The organism is Halomarina halobia (assembly GCF_029338575.1).
Classification (GTDB): domain Archaea; phylum Halobacteriota; class Halobacteria; order Halobacteriales; family Haloarculaceae; genus Halomarina; species Halomarina halobia.
The window spans coordinates 549,825-563,772 of record NZ_CP119992.1; the positions used below are offsets into that span (position 1 = coordinate 549,825).

Annotated in this window: 15 protein-coding genes and 1 tRNA gene; 11 read left to right on the top strand and 5 right to left on the bottom strand. The window is 70.1% G+C overall.

Going from position 1 to position 13,948, the window contains the following annotated elements; all coding sequences use genetic code 11:
• Window positions 1-113: 113 nt before the first annotated feature.
• Complete coding sequence (locus tag P1K31_RS02875; protein WP_276304771.1) at window positions 114-431, bottom strand: DUF5785 family protein; 318 nt, start codon at window positions 429-431, stop codon at window positions 114-116.
• Between the two features lie 53 nt (window positions 432-484).
• Complete coding sequence (locus tag P1K31_RS02880) at window positions 485-1,042, bottom strand: DUF420 domain-containing protein (RefSeq protein WP_276304772.1); 558 nt, start codon at window positions 1,040-1,042, stop codon at window positions 485-487.
• A gap of 209 nt (window positions 1,043-1,251) precedes the next feature.
• Between P1K31_RS02880 and P1K31_RS02885 the strand changes: the two genes are divergently transcribed.
• Entirely contained in the window at window positions 1,252-1,632 is a 381-nt protein-coding gene (locus P1K31_RS02885; protein WP_276304773.1) for a hypothetical protein, read from the top strand.
• Between the two features lie 215 nt (window positions 1,633-1,847).
• On the opposite strand, the gene P1K31_RS02890 is transcribed toward P1K31_RS02885, so the two are convergent.
• Window positions 1,848-1,932, bottom strand: a tRNA-Leu gene (locus P1K31_RS02890).
• 121 nt (window positions 1,933-2,053) lie between these two features.
• Between P1K31_RS02890 and P1K31_RS02895 the strand changes: the two genes are divergently transcribed.
• From P1K31_RS02895 to P1K31_RS02915, 5 genes are all read left to right on the top strand, one after another.
• Entirely contained in the window at window positions 2,054-2,572 is a 519-nt protein-coding gene (locus tag P1K31_RS02895) for a helix-turn-helix domain-containing protein (protein ID WP_276304774.1), read from the top strand.
• Window positions 2,573-2,633: 61 nt separating this feature from the next.
• Entirely contained in the window at window positions 2,634-3,842 is a 1,209-nt protein-coding gene (locus P1K31_RS02900) for an alanyl-tRNA editing protein (protein ID WP_276304775.1), read from the top strand.
• Between the two features lie 673 nt (window positions 3,843-4,515).
• Window positions 4,516-5,637, top strand: coding sequence for an acyl-CoA dehydrogenase family protein (locus P1K31_RS02905; protein ID WP_276304776.1), 1,122 nt, complete (start codon window positions 4,516-4,518; stop codon window positions 5,635-5,637).
• Between the two features lie 88 nt (window positions 5,638-5,725).
• Window positions 5,726-6,127 (top strand): DUF7522 family protein, encoded by a 402-nt coding sequence (locus P1K31_RS02910; RefSeq protein WP_276304777.1) that lies wholly within the window; start codon window positions 5,726-5,728, stop codon window positions 6,125-6,127.
• Window positions 6,128-6,157: 30 nt separating this feature from the next.
• The gene (locus P1K31_RS02915; RefSeq protein WP_276304778.1) at window positions 6,158-6,694 is read left to right on the top strand and encodes an HAD family hydrolase; all 537 of its coding nucleotides are present in this window, start codon (window positions 6,158-6,160) and stop codon (window positions 6,692-6,694) included.
• Window positions 6,695-6,697: 3 nt separating this feature from the next.
• Here P1K31_RS02915 and P1K31_RS02920 read toward each other — a convergent pair whose 3' ends face one another.
• The gene (locus P1K31_RS02920; protein ID WP_379793956.1) at window positions 6,698-6,928 is read right to left on the bottom strand and encodes a DUF5822 domain-containing protein; all 231 of its coding nucleotides are present in this window, start codon (window positions 6,926-6,928) and stop codon (window positions 6,698-6,700) included.
• Between the two features lie 151 nt (window positions 6,929-7,079).
• On the opposite strand from P1K31_RS02920, the gene panB reads away from it, so the two are divergent.
• From panB to P1K31_RS02935, 3 genes are all read left to right on the top strand, one after another.
• Window positions 7,080-7,892 (top strand): 3-methyl-2-oxobutanoate hydroxymethyltransferase, encoded by an 813-nt coding sequence (gene panB, locus P1K31_RS02925; RefSeq protein ID WP_276304780.1) that lies wholly within the window; start codon window positions 7,080-7,082, stop codon window positions 7,890-7,892.
• A gap of 246 nt (window positions 7,893-8,138) precedes the next feature.
• Window positions 8,139-9,419 carry an Nramp family divalent metal transporter gene (locus tag P1K31_RS02930; RefSeq protein ID WP_276304781.1) on the top strand — a complete coding sequence of 427 codons (1,281 nt, stop codon included), beginning with the start codon at window positions 8,139-8,141 and terminating at the stop codon, window positions 9,417-9,419.
• Window positions 9,420-9,428: 9 nt separating this feature from the next.
• Window positions 9,429-10,211 (top strand): sulfite exporter TauE/SafE family protein, encoded by a 783-nt coding sequence (locus tag P1K31_RS02935; RefSeq protein WP_368410825.1) that lies wholly within the window; start codon window positions 9,429-9,431, stop codon window positions 10,209-10,211.
• Window positions 10,212-10,265: 54 nt separating this feature from the next.
• Here P1K31_RS02935 and P1K31_RS02940 read toward each other — a convergent pair whose 3' ends face one another.
• On the bottom strand, window positions 10,266-11,054 hold the full coding sequence (locus tag P1K31_RS02940; protein WP_276305768.1) for an alpha/beta fold hydrolase: 789 nt from the start codon (window positions 11,052-11,054) through the stop codon (window positions 10,266-10,268).
• 221 nt (window positions 11,055-11,275) lie between these two features.
• Here P1K31_RS02940 and P1K31_RS02945 point away from each other — a divergent pair, with 221 nt between their 5' ends.
• Window positions 11,276-11,509, top strand: a complete 234-nt coding sequence (locus P1K31_RS02945; protein ID WP_276304782.1) for a DUF7127 family protein — start codon at window positions 11,276-11,278, stop codon at window positions 11,507-11,509.
• Window positions 11,506-13,770 (top strand): CDC48 family AAA ATPase, encoded by a 2,265-nt coding sequence (locus P1K31_RS02950; RefSeq protein ID WP_276304783.1) that lies wholly within the window; start codon window positions 11,506-11,508, stop codon window positions 13,768-13,770. Before P1K31_RS02945 ends, P1K31_RS02950 begins: the two co-directional genes overlap by 4 nt.
• Window positions 13,771-13,948: the final 178 nt, after the last annotated feature.

Below are 13,948 nucleotides of genomic sequence, written 5' to 3' on the forward strand. Positions count from 1 at the left end.
GCTCGACGGTCGATCCGCGTTCCCGGTGGCTCCCCCACACGCCGTGCATGTGAGGCAGTCACGACACCCGCCGACATATACTTCAGTTCGTCCCTCTGGCGAAGAGATTCCGCTCAGACGGGGTCGTCGCCGTCGGGGTAGTAGTTCCAGTAGCCGGCCTCGCGCATCGCCCGGCCCATCGCGGTGTGGAAGTCGGTGATCGTCTCGAACTCCTCCACGTCGAGGTGCTCGAAGATGTCCGCGACGCTCACGACCTCGTCGTAGTTGACGCGGATGGGATCGTCGGCGTGCTCGTCGAGGAAGTCGCCGGCGCGCAGCGGAAAGTCCTCGTCTTCGTCCACCTTCTTCGCGAGGATGGCCTGCCCGTACTTGCGCATCCCTTCGCTCCCCTCGTCGGAGTCGGGGTCGTAGGGCCAGTCTGTGTCCGCCATGGTCGATCCTCGCACAGACGACGCAAAAGCGTTCTCGTTCGCGGCTTCGCCCGTCAGTACACCGCGTACAGGAGGAGGTAGACGACGATGCCGAGCGCGAACGAGACGAGCCACAGCGCCGCCGCGATCCGCCCCACGCGAGGGTGGTTCGTCGCGGACAGTTCGGGCCACGGCCGGGTCGCCGCCAGCAGCAGCACGTAGTAGAGAAGCGGGATGCAGACGATCGCGAGGGTGACGTGGATCGCGAGCACGGGGAGATAGAGGTACGTCTCGACGGCGGCGGGTCCCGGAAACTCGGACGGCCCCTCGATGCTCACGCGGTAGAGGTACAGCGCGAGAAAGGTCGCGAACAGCGCGAACCCGGCGAGCATCGCCGCGCGGTGGCGATCGACGCGCCCCCGGCGGATCCAGTACCACCCCGAACCGATGAGGACGATGGCGACGGCGCTGATGACCGCGTTCACGTGGGGAATGAGATCGAGGAACGCCGCAGAGCGCGGCAACGCCCCCGTCGGGAGGTAGCCGAGGACGGCCCCGAACACCAGCGCGAGCGAGACGACCGTCAGCACGCCCGTCAGCGCCGGGACGTGCTCTCTGACCTGGAGCTGCACGGGTGAACGTCGGCGCGACCGGTGCATCACTGTTCCGCCTCGACCCGACGACGTTCCCCGGAAGCGGAACCGTAACGCCGCGGAGTCGCGACGCCCCCATACCGTCCGACCGCCGGGGGCGTACGACACCGTCGATTCTCGACACTTGAATTTTAATATTTGACACATAATTGCGACGATTTACCACGTAGTGTCGCGTACTGTCGATCGTGAACGATCTGGAACTCCCCTCCGCGCTGCTCATCGGGGAATCCGTCGGGGACGAGCGCGTTCCGACGCCCGACGTTCGCGTCCGCCCGCTCGACGACGGATCGATCGCGGTCGTTCGTTCCGACGACGAGTACGTGGCGGCCGAACTGACGGAAGTGCTCGGGGAGATCGGTCGGCACCCGGAGGTGGCCGTGACTCACGTCGAATCCGTCGAGCGCCTCCTCGAGCGGTACTCGGCCCCCGCGGTCGGGCGCTTTCTGTCGCTCCTGCGCGCCCGGACCGAGCTATCGGACGGGCGGGTGTACGCGTCGCTCGACGACGGTCCCGTGCCGCGGGCGGTCTCGGCCGCGTTCGAGCGAGAGCGGTGGCTCGAGAGGTAGCTTCGAGAGGAATTTGCGTGGGTGCTGTCTGCGAGCACCCGCACGTGTGCGGTGGGCGTCCACCGGGCAGTGCGTGGTTCGCTCAACAGTGCGTGGGACCGGATTTGAACCGGAGCAAGACGTGCTCACTCGCTTCGCTCGTTGCGCGCGCCTTGCAGGGTTCAGAATCCACTCCTGACGATTTTCACGACTCTCCTTGCGGTCGAGTCGGAAAATGCGTGGGACCGGATTTGAACCGGCGGACCTCTACAGGACAGCGCCCTCAACGCTGCGCCGTTGGCCTGGCTTGGCTACCCACGCACGCTGTGTCGTACGCGTCTTCCCGTAATCAGCGGTCTAATAAAAGCGCTTCCGTTTGGCGCTTCGGATGGGATACGTCAGCAAGCGGGTGTTTCAATACGGAGAACCCGCTACTGTGGCCATGGCGAAATACTCGACCGGCGGCGTCCGCTCGGGCGAGAGCGACGCGTGCGAACTCTGCGGTGCCGAGGGTAAGTCGCTCGAATCGGCGCACGTAGCCGGCGCGGTCCTCCAGGTCTGTCCGGACTGCCGCCGCCACGGACGCGACGAACGCTCGCGGGGCGACGGTCAACACCACGACTCCGACGACCGCGATTCGGGGGGACGCGACCGCAAGAGGCGCGCCGTCCGCAACGCCGCCCGCCTGGCCGACGCGCGCAAGGGCGACTCCGCCCGCTGGGAGCAGGGCACCGACTACGAGGACGACCCCCTCCCCTACCTCGTCCGGGGGTACGGCGACAGGCTCGTCGAGGCCCGCGAGGACGCGGGACTGACCGCTGCGGAACTCGCCGACGAGATCGGCGTCCGGGAGGCGGACGTCGTCGCCGTCGAGCAGGGCCGCGCCACGGGCGCAGACGTCGGCGGATCGCTCATCAGCGCGCTCGAGGAGCGCCTAAACGTCGAACTCGCCCAGGAGTGACGGAGCGTCGCGCCCCGACGCTTCGAGGGATTTTTCAGCCAGCGCGACCCCCGAGAGGGTGATGAGTCCCCACGCCGCACGCGACCCCTACACGATCCGCTTCGAGGCCACCGTCGAGTCGCGGGAGGGCCGCGAGGTCGTCCTCGATCGGACCTACTTCTACCCCGAGGGCGGCGGTCAACCCGCCGATCGAGGGGCGATCGCGGGGATCCCGGTCGACGACGTGCAGAAGCGCGCCGGGCGGGTGGTCCACGTGCTCGCCGGGGACGGCGACCCGGCCGCCGAGGGGATCGACGCCGGTGCGACCGTCGAGTGCGCCGTCGACGAGGCGTTCAGGACCTACTGCATGCGCGCCCACACGGCTAGCCACGCGCTCTACGGGGCGGGGCGGCGGCTCCTCGACGACCTCGGCTACGGCGGCTTCGGCATCACCGAGGAGAAGGTCCGGGTGGACTTCTCGACGCCCACGGCGATCGACGACGCGACGCTGGTCGAACTGGAACGGCTCGTCAACGAGGTCGTCTGGGACTCCCGGTCGGTGACCTGGGAGGAGTACCCCCGGGAGGAGGCCCTTTCCCGTGACGGGATCGCGTTCAACACGAAGACCGAGGAGGGGATCGAGGGCGACACCGTCCGCGTGGTCACGATCGACGGGGCCGACGAGCCGTGGGACGCCGCGGCCTGCGGCGGCACTCACGTCTCGAACACACGCGAGATCGGTCCCGTGACGGTCCTCGACCGGTCGAACCCGGGCGAGGGGCTCACCCGGGTGGAGTTCGCCGTCGGCGGCGTCGGGATCGCGCGTCGCGTCGCGGAGAAGCGCGCCGCTCTCGACGCGGCGCGAGCGGCGGAGACGAACGTCGGCGACCTGCCGGACGCCGTCGCTCGGCTGCGCGAGGAGCGCGAGGACCTCCGGTCGGAACTGGCCGACCTCCGTAACCGGCTCGTCGACGTCCGGATCGCGGAGCTACGCGAGGGGACGATCGAGCGCGACGGGCGGACGTGGCTCGTCGGAGAGGTCGAGGGGTTGGACGCGAACGGCCTCGCGGACCGCGCGCAGGCGCTCGCGGGCGACGGCGCGGACGTGGTGGCGCTGGTCGACGGCTCCTCGCTCGCGGTCGCCACGACGGGCGACCCCGAGGCCGGCGCGGTGGTTGACGAGGTGACCGACGAGTTCGGCGGCGGCGGGGGTGGCAGCCCGACGGTCGCGCAGGGCGGCGGACTCGACGCCGACGGCGAGGAGGTCGTGGCGTTCCTGCGCGGGGAGTAGCCGCTCCGCTCGGCCGCGGTGTCGACGAGCGATCGGTCCTCGTGCGACCAGCGACGCGTCCCGGCGAACAGGCGACGCCAGGGTGGGGATCGCGGAGTCTGGTATCGAGCACCCGCGAGTGAGGCCGACGGCCGAGCGAGCGGACGCGCCGAATCCCCGACCGCAGTTCCCGCGAGCCGGAGGCGAGCGGGAGCACGCCGGACGAGCACCGCGAGTCCGGCGGTGGGAGTGAGGCGCGGTTTTAGTCCAGGTTTTACCAGCGACCGAGCGCGAGCGAAGCGAGCGCGAGGGAGCGCAGTAAAACGTGGGCGTGCAGGCGACGCCGCGGGCTGCTCGCGGGGCGTGGCGTCGCGCGACCGCGGGGCGCCCCGCGACGGAAGTTACGTCACGGGGGAGTCTGGTCCCGCTTTCCGGTATAAAGGTGTGGACGAGAGATCACGGTCTACCACCGGCTGTACCAGCGTAGCATCCGCGAGCGAGGGCCGACAGGCCCGAGCGAGCGGCCCGACGAATCCCTCGAAGGAGCGAAGCGACTGAGAGGGTGAGGAGGGTTTTGGCCCAGCTTTTGCCAGGGAGTCGGCGGTGACCGCGAAGCGTGTCGCCGCCACACGACCGCAGCAAAAGGTGGTTGTCGAGCCGCGTGACTTTTGCCCGGGGGCTCGAACTGTCGGGTATGACACTCACGGCCGAGCAGGAGGCCATCCGGGAGGTCGTCCGCGAGTTCGCGGTCGAGGAGATCCAGCCGATCGCGGCGGCGTGCGACCGGGAGGAGCGCTTCCCCGAGGACGTGTGGGACGGCCTCGCGGAACTCGATCTGACGGGACTGACCGTCCCCGAGGAGTACGGCGGGTTCGACGCCGACGCGCTCACCTACGCGGTGGTCAACGAGGAGGTCGCCTACGGGACGCTCGCCGTGGCGACGGCGCTCTCGGTCCACTGCCTCGCGACCTCCTGTATCGCGGAGTTCGGCGACGAGGAGCAGCGCGAGCGGTGGCTACCCGAGATGGTTTCCGGTCGGCCGGTCGGTGCGTTCTGTCTCTCGGAACCCGGTGCCGGCTCGAACCCGGCGGAGATGACCACCACCGCCGAACGGGAGGGCGACGAGTACCTGATCGACGGCGACAAGCAGTGGATCACGAACGGCGAGCGAGCGGGGGTGTACATCGTCTTCGCCAAGACCGCCCCCGACGAGATCACGCAGTTCGTCGTCCCGGCCGACGCCGACGGCCTGACGGTCGGGCCGAGGGAGGACAAACTGGGCCTGCGCGCGAGCGACACCACGAGCGTCTCCTTCGACGGCGTGCGGATCCCCGCGTCCTACCGGCTCACGCCGGAGGGGCGCGGCCTGTCGTCGGCGCTCTCGATCCTCACCGGCGGGCGCATCGGCATCGCCGCCCAGTCGGTCGGCCTCGCGCAGGACGCGCTCGACCGCTCGATCGCCTACGCGCAGGAGCGCGAGCAGTTCGGGGAGCCGATTGCCGAGATCCAGGCGGTCCAGCACAAGCTCGCGGACATGCACGCGACCGTCGAGGCGGGGCGGCAGCTCACGCGCGAGGCGGCGCGCAAGAGGGACGCGGGGACCGCCGACGTCGCGCGGGCGGCGAGCGTCGCCAAGTACGTCGCCAGCGAGGGGGCGATGGACGTGACGAACGAGGCGATCCAGATCCACGGCGGCTACGGCTACACGACGGACTTCGGCGTGGAGCGGCTCTACCGCGACGCGAAGATCACGACCATCTACGAGGGCACCACGCAGATCCAGAAGACGGTCATCGCCCGGGAACTCCTCGACTGAGTTCGGCTCCCTCCGCTCCCTCTACATCCGAGGTGGCCGGGCTGAGGTCGGCGGCACGCTTATCTCTCCCGGCCCGCGTCGTGGACGTATGGCGGCCACGAACCCCTCGACGGTCGTGAACTTCGACGCGGACGCGGCCCGCGCCGCCGCGCTCGACGTCGCGGGCGACGACCTGCTGCTCGTCGTCGAGTTCGACCGCCGGTCGTTCAATCCGCTCTATCTCACCGATCGGGTGCGCGAGTACTACGACGACGAGGCCGCGATGGCGCGTCACTTCGAGGAGATCCACTCCTACATCTACCTCGATTTCACCGAGCGTGACCTCTACGAGGACCTCTATCCCCCGGCGGGCGAGAGCCGCGCCTTCGCGACGTACCTGGAGGAGTTCGTCGCCCTCCGGGTGCTATTCGACGGCGAGGGGCTGTTCCTCGCGCTCGCGCCCGACGCGGACGTCACGGGCGTCGTCGGGGCGGTCGAGGGGGCCGCGTAACCTTTCTACTCCCGTGTCCTACTCGGCGGCGTGACGGGGTACCACGCGGACGGGGCGGACTACGAGGCGGTGGTCTTCGACCTCGACGGGACGCTCGTCGATCTCGACGTCGACTGGGCGGTCGTCGAGCGGGACGTGGGGACGGTCCTCGGCGACCGCGGCCTCGCCGTCGACGGCCACGACCTCTGGGGGATGCTCGAACTCTCTGACGAGGCGGGCCACCGGGACGCGGTCGAGGCGACCATCGGCGAACACGAGCGCCGGGGGGCGCGGCGTTCCGACCGACTCCCAGCGGCCGACGACCTGCCGCTCTCCGTCCCCGTCGGCGTCTGCTCGCTCAACTGCGAGGCGGCCTGTCGCATCGCCCTCGACGCCCACGACCTGTCGCGGCACGTGGACGCCCTCGTCGGTCGGGACAGCGTCGCGACGGAGAAACCGCACCCCGAACCGCTCCTGACGACGGTGACGGCGCTCGACGCGCGCCCGGAGCGGACGCTCTTCGTGGGCGATTCCGAGCGCGACGAACTCACGGCGCGGCGGGCGGGGACCGGCTTCCGCTACGTCTGACGGCTACGCCTCGGCCTCCGCCTCGGCGGCGTCGGCCTCCTCGGTTTCGACCCCGGATTCCGTCCGCCGCGCGTAGAGGTAGACGCCGGTGGCGGTGCACAGCCAGACGAGCGCGCCGACGCGGACGGCGAACTCGGCGCGCTGCCCCCACGTCTCGAGCGGCGGCGCGAACAGCGAGAGGGCGGCGACGACGGGCGCGCCGACGACGATGGTGAGCACGAACGTCGTCTGCATCACCCACCCGTAGTCGATACCCTCGGGGTCCGTACGTTCGACGCGGGGTGACACATTCGACCCTCGGGAGCGGTGCGGTATGACCCCTTCGTTCGAGCGCGCGGCGCGCCACATCGAACACGTTTTGTCCGCACGGGCAGGCACCTCACTCATGACAACCGTTACCGATATTCTCGGGAAGACGGGCGTCGAGCCCATCACGATGCTCACCGCCTACGACGCGCCGGGAGCCGAGATCGCGGACGAGGCGGGCGTGGACGTCGTTCTCGTCGGGGACAGTCTGGGAAACGCCGTCCTCGGTCACGACTCGACGCTCCCCGTCACCGTCGAGGAGACGCTGAGCCACACGGCGGCCGTCGCCCGCGCCGTGGAGGACGCGCTCGTCGTCGCCGACATGCCGTTTCTCTCCTTCGGCGTGGACGACGCCGAGAGCGTCCGCAACGCCGGGCGCATGCTCAAGGAGGCGAACGCCGACGCCGTCAAGCTGGAGTCGGGGGCGCACACGGTCGGACTGACCGAGCGGCTCGTCGCGCTGGGCGTCCCGGTGATGGCCCACCTCGGGCTCACTCCCCAGCGCGTGAACCAGCTCGGCGGCTACGGCAGACAGGGGACCGACGAGGGGGCCGCCCGCGAGATCGTCGACCTCGCCCGCGACCACGAGGAGGCGGGCGCGTTCTCGCTCGTGCTCGAACACGTCCCGGCCAACCTCGCGGCGCACGTGACCGCGGAACTCGACATCCCCACCATCGGCATCGGCGCGGGACCGGACTGCGACGGCCAGGTGCTCGTCTTCCACGACGTGGTGGGTCTCTCCGACTGGACGCCGCCGTTCGCGAAGCCGTTCGGCGACGCCCGCGGCGAGATGGAGCGCGCCGTCGGCGACTACGTCGCCGCGGTCGAATCCGGCGCGTTCCCCGCGGCCGAGCACAGCCACGTCGAGGAGGACCTCGAACACCTGTACTGAGGCGCGGTATCGCCTCGCGACCGTGGCGTGCCTCGCGTCTCCGGGGCTTCCGCGGAGTTCGGACGCGTCCGGCCGCGCGACGTGTCGGGCGGAGCTACATTACGGCGAGCGGCACGCGCAAGCGTAGCTTATAATTGTCGGGCGCGATGAGGTTAGCGCGGACGACAGTCCGGTCGGTCGATTAGTCGACGAAGCCGTAGCGGCGGAGCGGACGCTCTCGGTCGGTTCGGAGGACGGACTCTACACATGGCCACGGACGAACGACAGTCATCCGCGGGTATCGGAATCGGGGCATCGGTGCGGAAATTCTTCGACAGGTACGGACTCGGGTTCGTGATGGTCGCGAGCTACTTCGGCTCGGGCTCGGTGTTCATCGCGAGTTCCGCCGGGGTACAGTACGGCTACGCGCTCCTGTGGGCGGCGATCGGGGCGGTGCTGTTCGGCTTCATGGCCCAGGACATGAGCGCCCGACTCGGCATCTTCGGCGAGTCACTGATGGTCTTCACCCGACGGAAGCTCGGGCGCGTCGGCGCGACGGCCGTCGCGCTCCTGTTGTCGGTCGGCTGCGTCGCGTGGTGCCTGGAGCTGACCGCCGCCGTGGGGAAGGGCGTCGCCGTCCTCTCGGGCGGCGCGGTCGGCTGGCAGCCCGTCGCCGTGCTCACCGGCCTGGCGGCCATCGTCACCGGGGTCCAGAGCTACGACCGCATCGAGCAGGTGATGACGGCGATGATGTTCGCCCTCCTGATCGCCTACCTCGTCGTCGCGGGAGCGAGCGCGCCCGCCCCCGCGGCGGTCGCGACCGGCCTCCTCCCCTCGCTACCCGATCCGGGGGCGCTCACGCTCGTCGCGGCCATCATCGGGACGACGGCGCTCTGGCCGAACTTCTTCCTCGAGTCGATCCTCGTCGAGGAGAAGGGGTGGACCGACGCCGAGAGCGTCCCCACGATGCGCCGCGACCTCGGCCTCGGCTACCTCGTCGGCGGGCTGACGACCGTGGCGATCATCGTCGCCACGGCGGCGGTGCTGCGACCGATGGGGATCAACAGCCTGGAGACGTTCATCACGCCGGGCCGAGCGCTCGCGGAGGTCCTCGGCGGGTGGGCGCTGGTGCTGTTCCTCGTCGGCGCGCTGGCCGCGGCGTTCAACAGCATCGTCCCGATCATGTGGACGCCGGCGTACGTGATCCCGCAGGCGCTCGGTCACGACGTCACGCCCGACGATCGGGGTTTCAAGCTGCTCTACGCCGGCCTCGTCGCCGTCGGGACGCTCTCGCCGCTCGTCCACGAGGTCTTCGGACTCAGCGTCGTCGAGATGATCATCCTCTTTCCGGCCTACAACGGGGTCGTCGGCCTGCCGCTCACCGCCCTGCTCCTGTTCTGGGCGGTCAACGACGACCGGACGATGGGCGAGCACGACAACGGCCTCGCGCTGAACGTCGTCAACGTGTCGCTCGTCCTGCTCGCGGTCTTCCTCGCCGTCTCCTCCGCGGGCGACGTGTTCGGCGCGATCCTCTCGGGGAGCCTCTGAGGCGTCGCCGTGCCCGTGCCCGATCCGACGACGGCGCTCGCGCTCGATCCCGCCACCGCACTCGCGCTCGTCGCCGTCGCCCTGATCGGCGGTGTCGGCATCACCGCCATCGGTCCCGGCGGCATCCTCGTCACCGCGGCGCTGTTCGCGCTCACGACCGCGACGCCGGCCACCGTGGCCGGAACCGCGAGCGCGACGTTCGTCGCCACCGGCCTGCTCGGCGCGGCCGTCTACGCCCGCTCGGGCGAACTCTCGGCGCGAGCGGGGCGGCGCGACGCGCTGCTGCTCAGCCTGGTGGGCGTCGTCGGCGCGCTCGCGGGGGTGTGGTTGAACGCGCGGCTCCCGACCGCCGCGTTCGGGATCCTCCTCGGCGCGGTCGTGTCGCTGTCGGGGGCGCTCGTCTGGTGGCGCACCCGCGGCGGGAGCGGCGGGACCGACCGCCCGGGGGGCGGCGCCGTCGCCGCCATCGGGTTCGGCGTCGGCGTCGTGAGCGGGACGCTCGGCGTCGGCGGCCCGGTGCTCGCCGTCCCGCTGCTCGTCGCGGCCGGAACGCCGATGCTCGCGGCCGTCGCCGCCGCGCAGGTGCAGTCCGTCTTCATCGCCGGCGGCGCGACGTTCGGCTACCTCGCGCAGGGGGCGGTGTCGCCGACGCTGACCCTCCTGGTGGGGGTCCCGGAACTCGTCGGCGCGGTCCTCGGGTGGCGGCTGGCGCACGCCGTGGACGAGATCAGGCTGAAGCGGGCGCTCGCCGCCGTGCTGGTCGCGCTCGGCCCGTACGTCGCGTTCGCCTAGGCGGTACGTCGGGTCGGCGCGTCATCGCGTTCGTCGGCCGTCCGGCGTCGGCCCTCAGGCGGGCTCGACGCATCCATCGAGGAATTCGGCGAGCGCCGCGTTCCACGCCTCGCTCTCCTCGATCATCGAGAGGTGGGCCGCGTCGGGAAGGACGGCCAGGTCGCAGTCGGGGAGCCGCTCGGCGAGGTACTCGTGGAACGCGACGGGAGTGAGGCGGTCGTGCTCGCCGGTCACGGCGAGGCAGGGGACGTCCAGGTCGCCGAGTCGCTCGCGCGCGTCGAAGGCGTCGCAGGTGAGGAAGTCCCGTTCGGTGATCGCCCGGCCGGTCTCGCGCATGGCGGCCTCGGACGCCGCCCGCGCCTCGTCGTCGGCGTCGTGGAACAGCATGTCCTCGCCGTGGAGCGTCCGGATCGCGCGCTCGAAGTCGTCGGCGAGCGCGTCCTTCAGGGGGTCGGCGACGCCGAGCTTCGCGCCGGTTCCGCACAGGACGAGCGCGGCGAGGTCGAGGTCGTCGCGTCGGTCGAGCGCGACGCGCAGGACGACCGCGCCGCCGAGGGAGTTCCCCGCGAGCACGTCCGCGCCGACCTCGCGGGCGACCGCGAGCACGTCGTCCGCGTAGGCGTCGAGCGTCTCGAGGCCGGGCGGGGTCGTCACGTCGTCGCTCTCGCTGTGGCCGCTCAGGTCGAGCGCGACCGCCGGACCGGTGTGGCCCCGCCAGCCGTACTGGCGGACCCACACCCCGTGGTTCCCGCCGCTCCCGTGGACGTACAGCACCGTCGGGCCGTCGCCGAAGTCCGTCCGGCGGTAGGACGTCGTCCGCCCGTCGTGCGCGACCGTCTCCAGTTCCATGGCCGTCCTCCGCACAGGCGCGACATAAATCACGGGACCGTCGCGGGACCATCGGCGGAGCCACAACACCGTCGCTCCGCCGACCATCGACCGCACCCCTCGGACGGCCTGTCGGTGCGGACCGCAAATCCACCGAAACAGTATAGACCCTCCGCCGTCTCTCGATTTCTTCGGGAAAGGTTTAAATAGAAACGTGACTAACTACGAGTTAGTCTATGAGCAATCAGCAGCGGTTCACAGAGCGTGAGGATCCGATCCGCCGGTACGACTACGAGGACTCGGTGGTGTTCGCCGCCGACCTCGGCGGCGTCCGCGACGCGGACGTCGACGTGGTCGACGGGACCGCGATCATCGTCATCGACGGCCAGCAGTACGAATTCGCCGTTCCCGACGGCGACGCGCAAGCGTTTATCAAAAACGGGGTCGTCACTATCGAGGTGAAACAATGAAGCTCACCGTCAAACCCCTGAAACAGAAGGACGCCGGGCGAGGGCTCGCCGCCATCGACCGCAGAGCGATGGCCGACCTCGACCTGGAGAACGGCGACTACATCCTCATCCGCGGCGGTGAGGGGCGCGCCGTCGCGCGGGTCTGGCCGGGCTACCCCGAGGACGAGGGCAAGGGCGTCATCCGCATCGACGGCCGGCTCCGCCAGGAGGCGGGCGTCGGCATCGACGATCGCGTCGAGGTGGAGACGGCGGACGTCAAACCCGCCACGGCCGTCACCGTGGCGCTTCCGCAGAACCTCCGCATCCGGGGGAACATCGGCGGCCACATCCGCGACAAGCTGAGCGGACAGGCCGTCACGAAGGGACAGACCGTCCCGTTCTCGCTCGGGTTCGGCCCCCTCTCGTCGATGTCCGGCCAGCGCATCCCGCTCAAGATCGCGGAGACGAAGCCGACCGGCACCGTCGTCGTCACCGACTCGACGGAGGTGCAGGTGAGCGAGAAGCCCGCCGAACAGATCGTCTCCCAGCCGAGCGCTGAGAACGGCGGTACGCCGAGCGTCACCTACGAGGACATCGGCGGACTCGACGACGAGCTCGAGCAGGTCCGCGAGATGATCGAACTGCCCATGCGCCACCCCGAGCTGTTCCGCCAGCTCGGCATCGAGCCGCCGAAGGGCGTCCTCCTGCACGGGCCGCCCGGTACCGGCAAGACGCTGATGGCGAAGGCCGTCGCCAACGAGATCGACGCGTACTTCACCGACATCTCCGGGCCGGAGATCATGTCGAAGTACTACGGGGAGAGCGAGGAGCAGCTCCGCGAGGTGTTCGAGGAGGCCTCGGACAACGCGCCCGCGATCGTCTTCATCGACGAGCTCGACTCCATCGCGCCCAAGCGCGGCGAGACGAGCGGCGACGTGGAGCGCCGCGTCGTCGCGCAACTCCTCTCGCTGATGGACGGCCTCGAGGAGCGCGGGCAGGTCACCGTCATCGGCGCGACCAACCGCCTCGACGCGCTCGACCCCGCGCTCCGGCGCGGCGGCCGGTTCGACCGCGAGATCGAGATCGGCGTCCCCGACAAGGGCGGTCGCAAGGAGATCCTGCAGGTCCACACCCGCGGGATGCCCCTCGCCGAGGACGTGAACCTCGACGTCTACGCCGAGAACACCCACGGCTTCGTCGGGGCCGACCTCGAATCGCTGTCCAAGGAGGCCGCGATGAACGCGCTCCGGCGCATCCGCCCCGAACTCGACCTCGAGAGCGACGAGATCGACGCCGAGGTGCTCGAATCACTCCGCGTCACCGAGAACGACTTCCGCGAGGCGCTGAAGGGCATCACGCCCTCCGCGCTCCGGGAGGTGTTCGTCGAGGTGCCGGACATCACCTGGAACGACGTCGGCGGACTGGAGGACACCAAGGAGCGCCTCCGCGAGACCATCCAGTGGCCCCTCGAGTACCCCGAGGTGTTCGAGGCCATGGACATGGAGGCCGCCAAGGGCGTGCTGCTGTACGGGCCGCCGGGGACGGGTAAGACCCTCCTCGCCAAGGCGGTCGCCAACGAGTCCCAGAGCAACTTCATCTCCATCAAGGGGCCGGAGTTGCTCAACAAGTACGTCGGCGAGTCCGAGCGGGGCGTCCGCGACGTCTTCGAGAAGGCCCGGTCGAACGCACCGACGGTGGTGTTCTTCGACGAGATCGACTCCATCGCGGGCCAGCGCGGGCGCAACATGAGCGACTCGGGCGTCGGCGAGCGCGTCGTCTCCCAGTTGCTCACCGAACTCGACGGGCTCGAGGAACTCGAGGACGTCGTCGTGGTCGCCGCGACCAACCGCCCCGACCTCATCGACACGGCGCTCATGCGCCCCGGCCGCCTCGACCGGCACGTCCACGTGCCCGTCCCGGACGAGGCGGCCCGCCGCGCCATCTTCGGGGTCCACACCCGCGAGAAGCCGCTGGCGGACGACGTCGACCTCGACCGCCTCGCCCGGCGGACGGAGGGCTACGTCGGCGCGGACATCGAGGCCGTCTGCCGCGAGGCCGCGATGATCGCCTCCCGCGACTTCATCAAGAGCGTCGACCGGGAGGAGATCGAGGGCTCCATCGGCAACGTCCGGATCACGATGGACCACTTCGAGCGGGCGCTCGACGAGGTCAACGCGAGCGTCACCGACGAGGTCCGCGAGCGCTACGAGGAGATCGAGGAGGCATTCTCGAGCGGCGAGACCGCCGCCGACCGCGAGCAGGTCTCCCGGACGTTCCAATAGCACTTTTTTAACCGGGGGCCTCGCACCCGCCTTCGGCGGACGCTCGACTACGACCTCCCCAGGTGCTCCTCCGCTCGCAGTACGACACCGGATAATGCCGTTCGCCGACGCTCGGCGATCGTACCCTCGATTTTATAAGCGATTACGGGACCAGCGACGGCCGTGCGTTGACGCATCG

Coding starts and splice junctions, on each gene's coding strand:
- P1K31_RS02875 (WP_276304771.1), bottom strand. CDS start 431: ATGGCGGACACAGACTGGCCCTACGACCCCGACTCCGACGAGGGGAGC.
- P1K31_RS02895 (WP_276304774.1), top strand. CDS start 2,054: ATGGCGAAATACTCGACCGGCGGCGTCCGCTCGGGCGAGAGCGACGCG.
- P1K31_RS02900 (WP_276304775.1), top strand. CDS start 2,634: ATGAGTCCCCACGCCGCACGCGACCCCTACACGATCCGCTTCGAGGCC.
- P1K31_RS02905 (WP_276304776.1), top strand. CDS start 4,516: ATGACACTCACGGCCGAGCAGGAGGCCATCCGGGAGGTCGTCCGCGAG.
- P1K31_RS02910 (WP_276304777.1), top strand. CDS start 5,726: ATGGCGGCCACGAACCCCTCGACGGTCGTGAACTTCGACGCGGACGCG.
- P1K31_RS02920 (WP_379793956.1), bottom strand. CDS start 6,928: ATGCAGACGACGTTCGTGCTCACCATCGTCGTCGGCGCGCCCGTCGTC.
- panB (WP_276304780.1), top strand. CDS start 7,080: ATGACAACCGTTACCGATATTCTCGGGAAGACGGGCGTCGAGCCCATC.
- P1K31_RS02930 (WP_276304781.1), top strand. CDS start 8,139: ATGGCCACGGACGAACGACAGTCATCCGCGGGTATCGGAATCGGGGCA.
- P1K31_RS02945 (WP_276304782.1), top strand. CDS start 11,276: ATGAGCAATCAGCAGCGGTTCACAGAGCGTGAGGATCCGATCCGCCGG.
- P1K31_RS02950 (WP_276304783.1), top strand. CDS start 11,506: ATGAAGCTCACCGTCAAACCCCTGAAACAGAAGGACGCCGGGCGAGGG.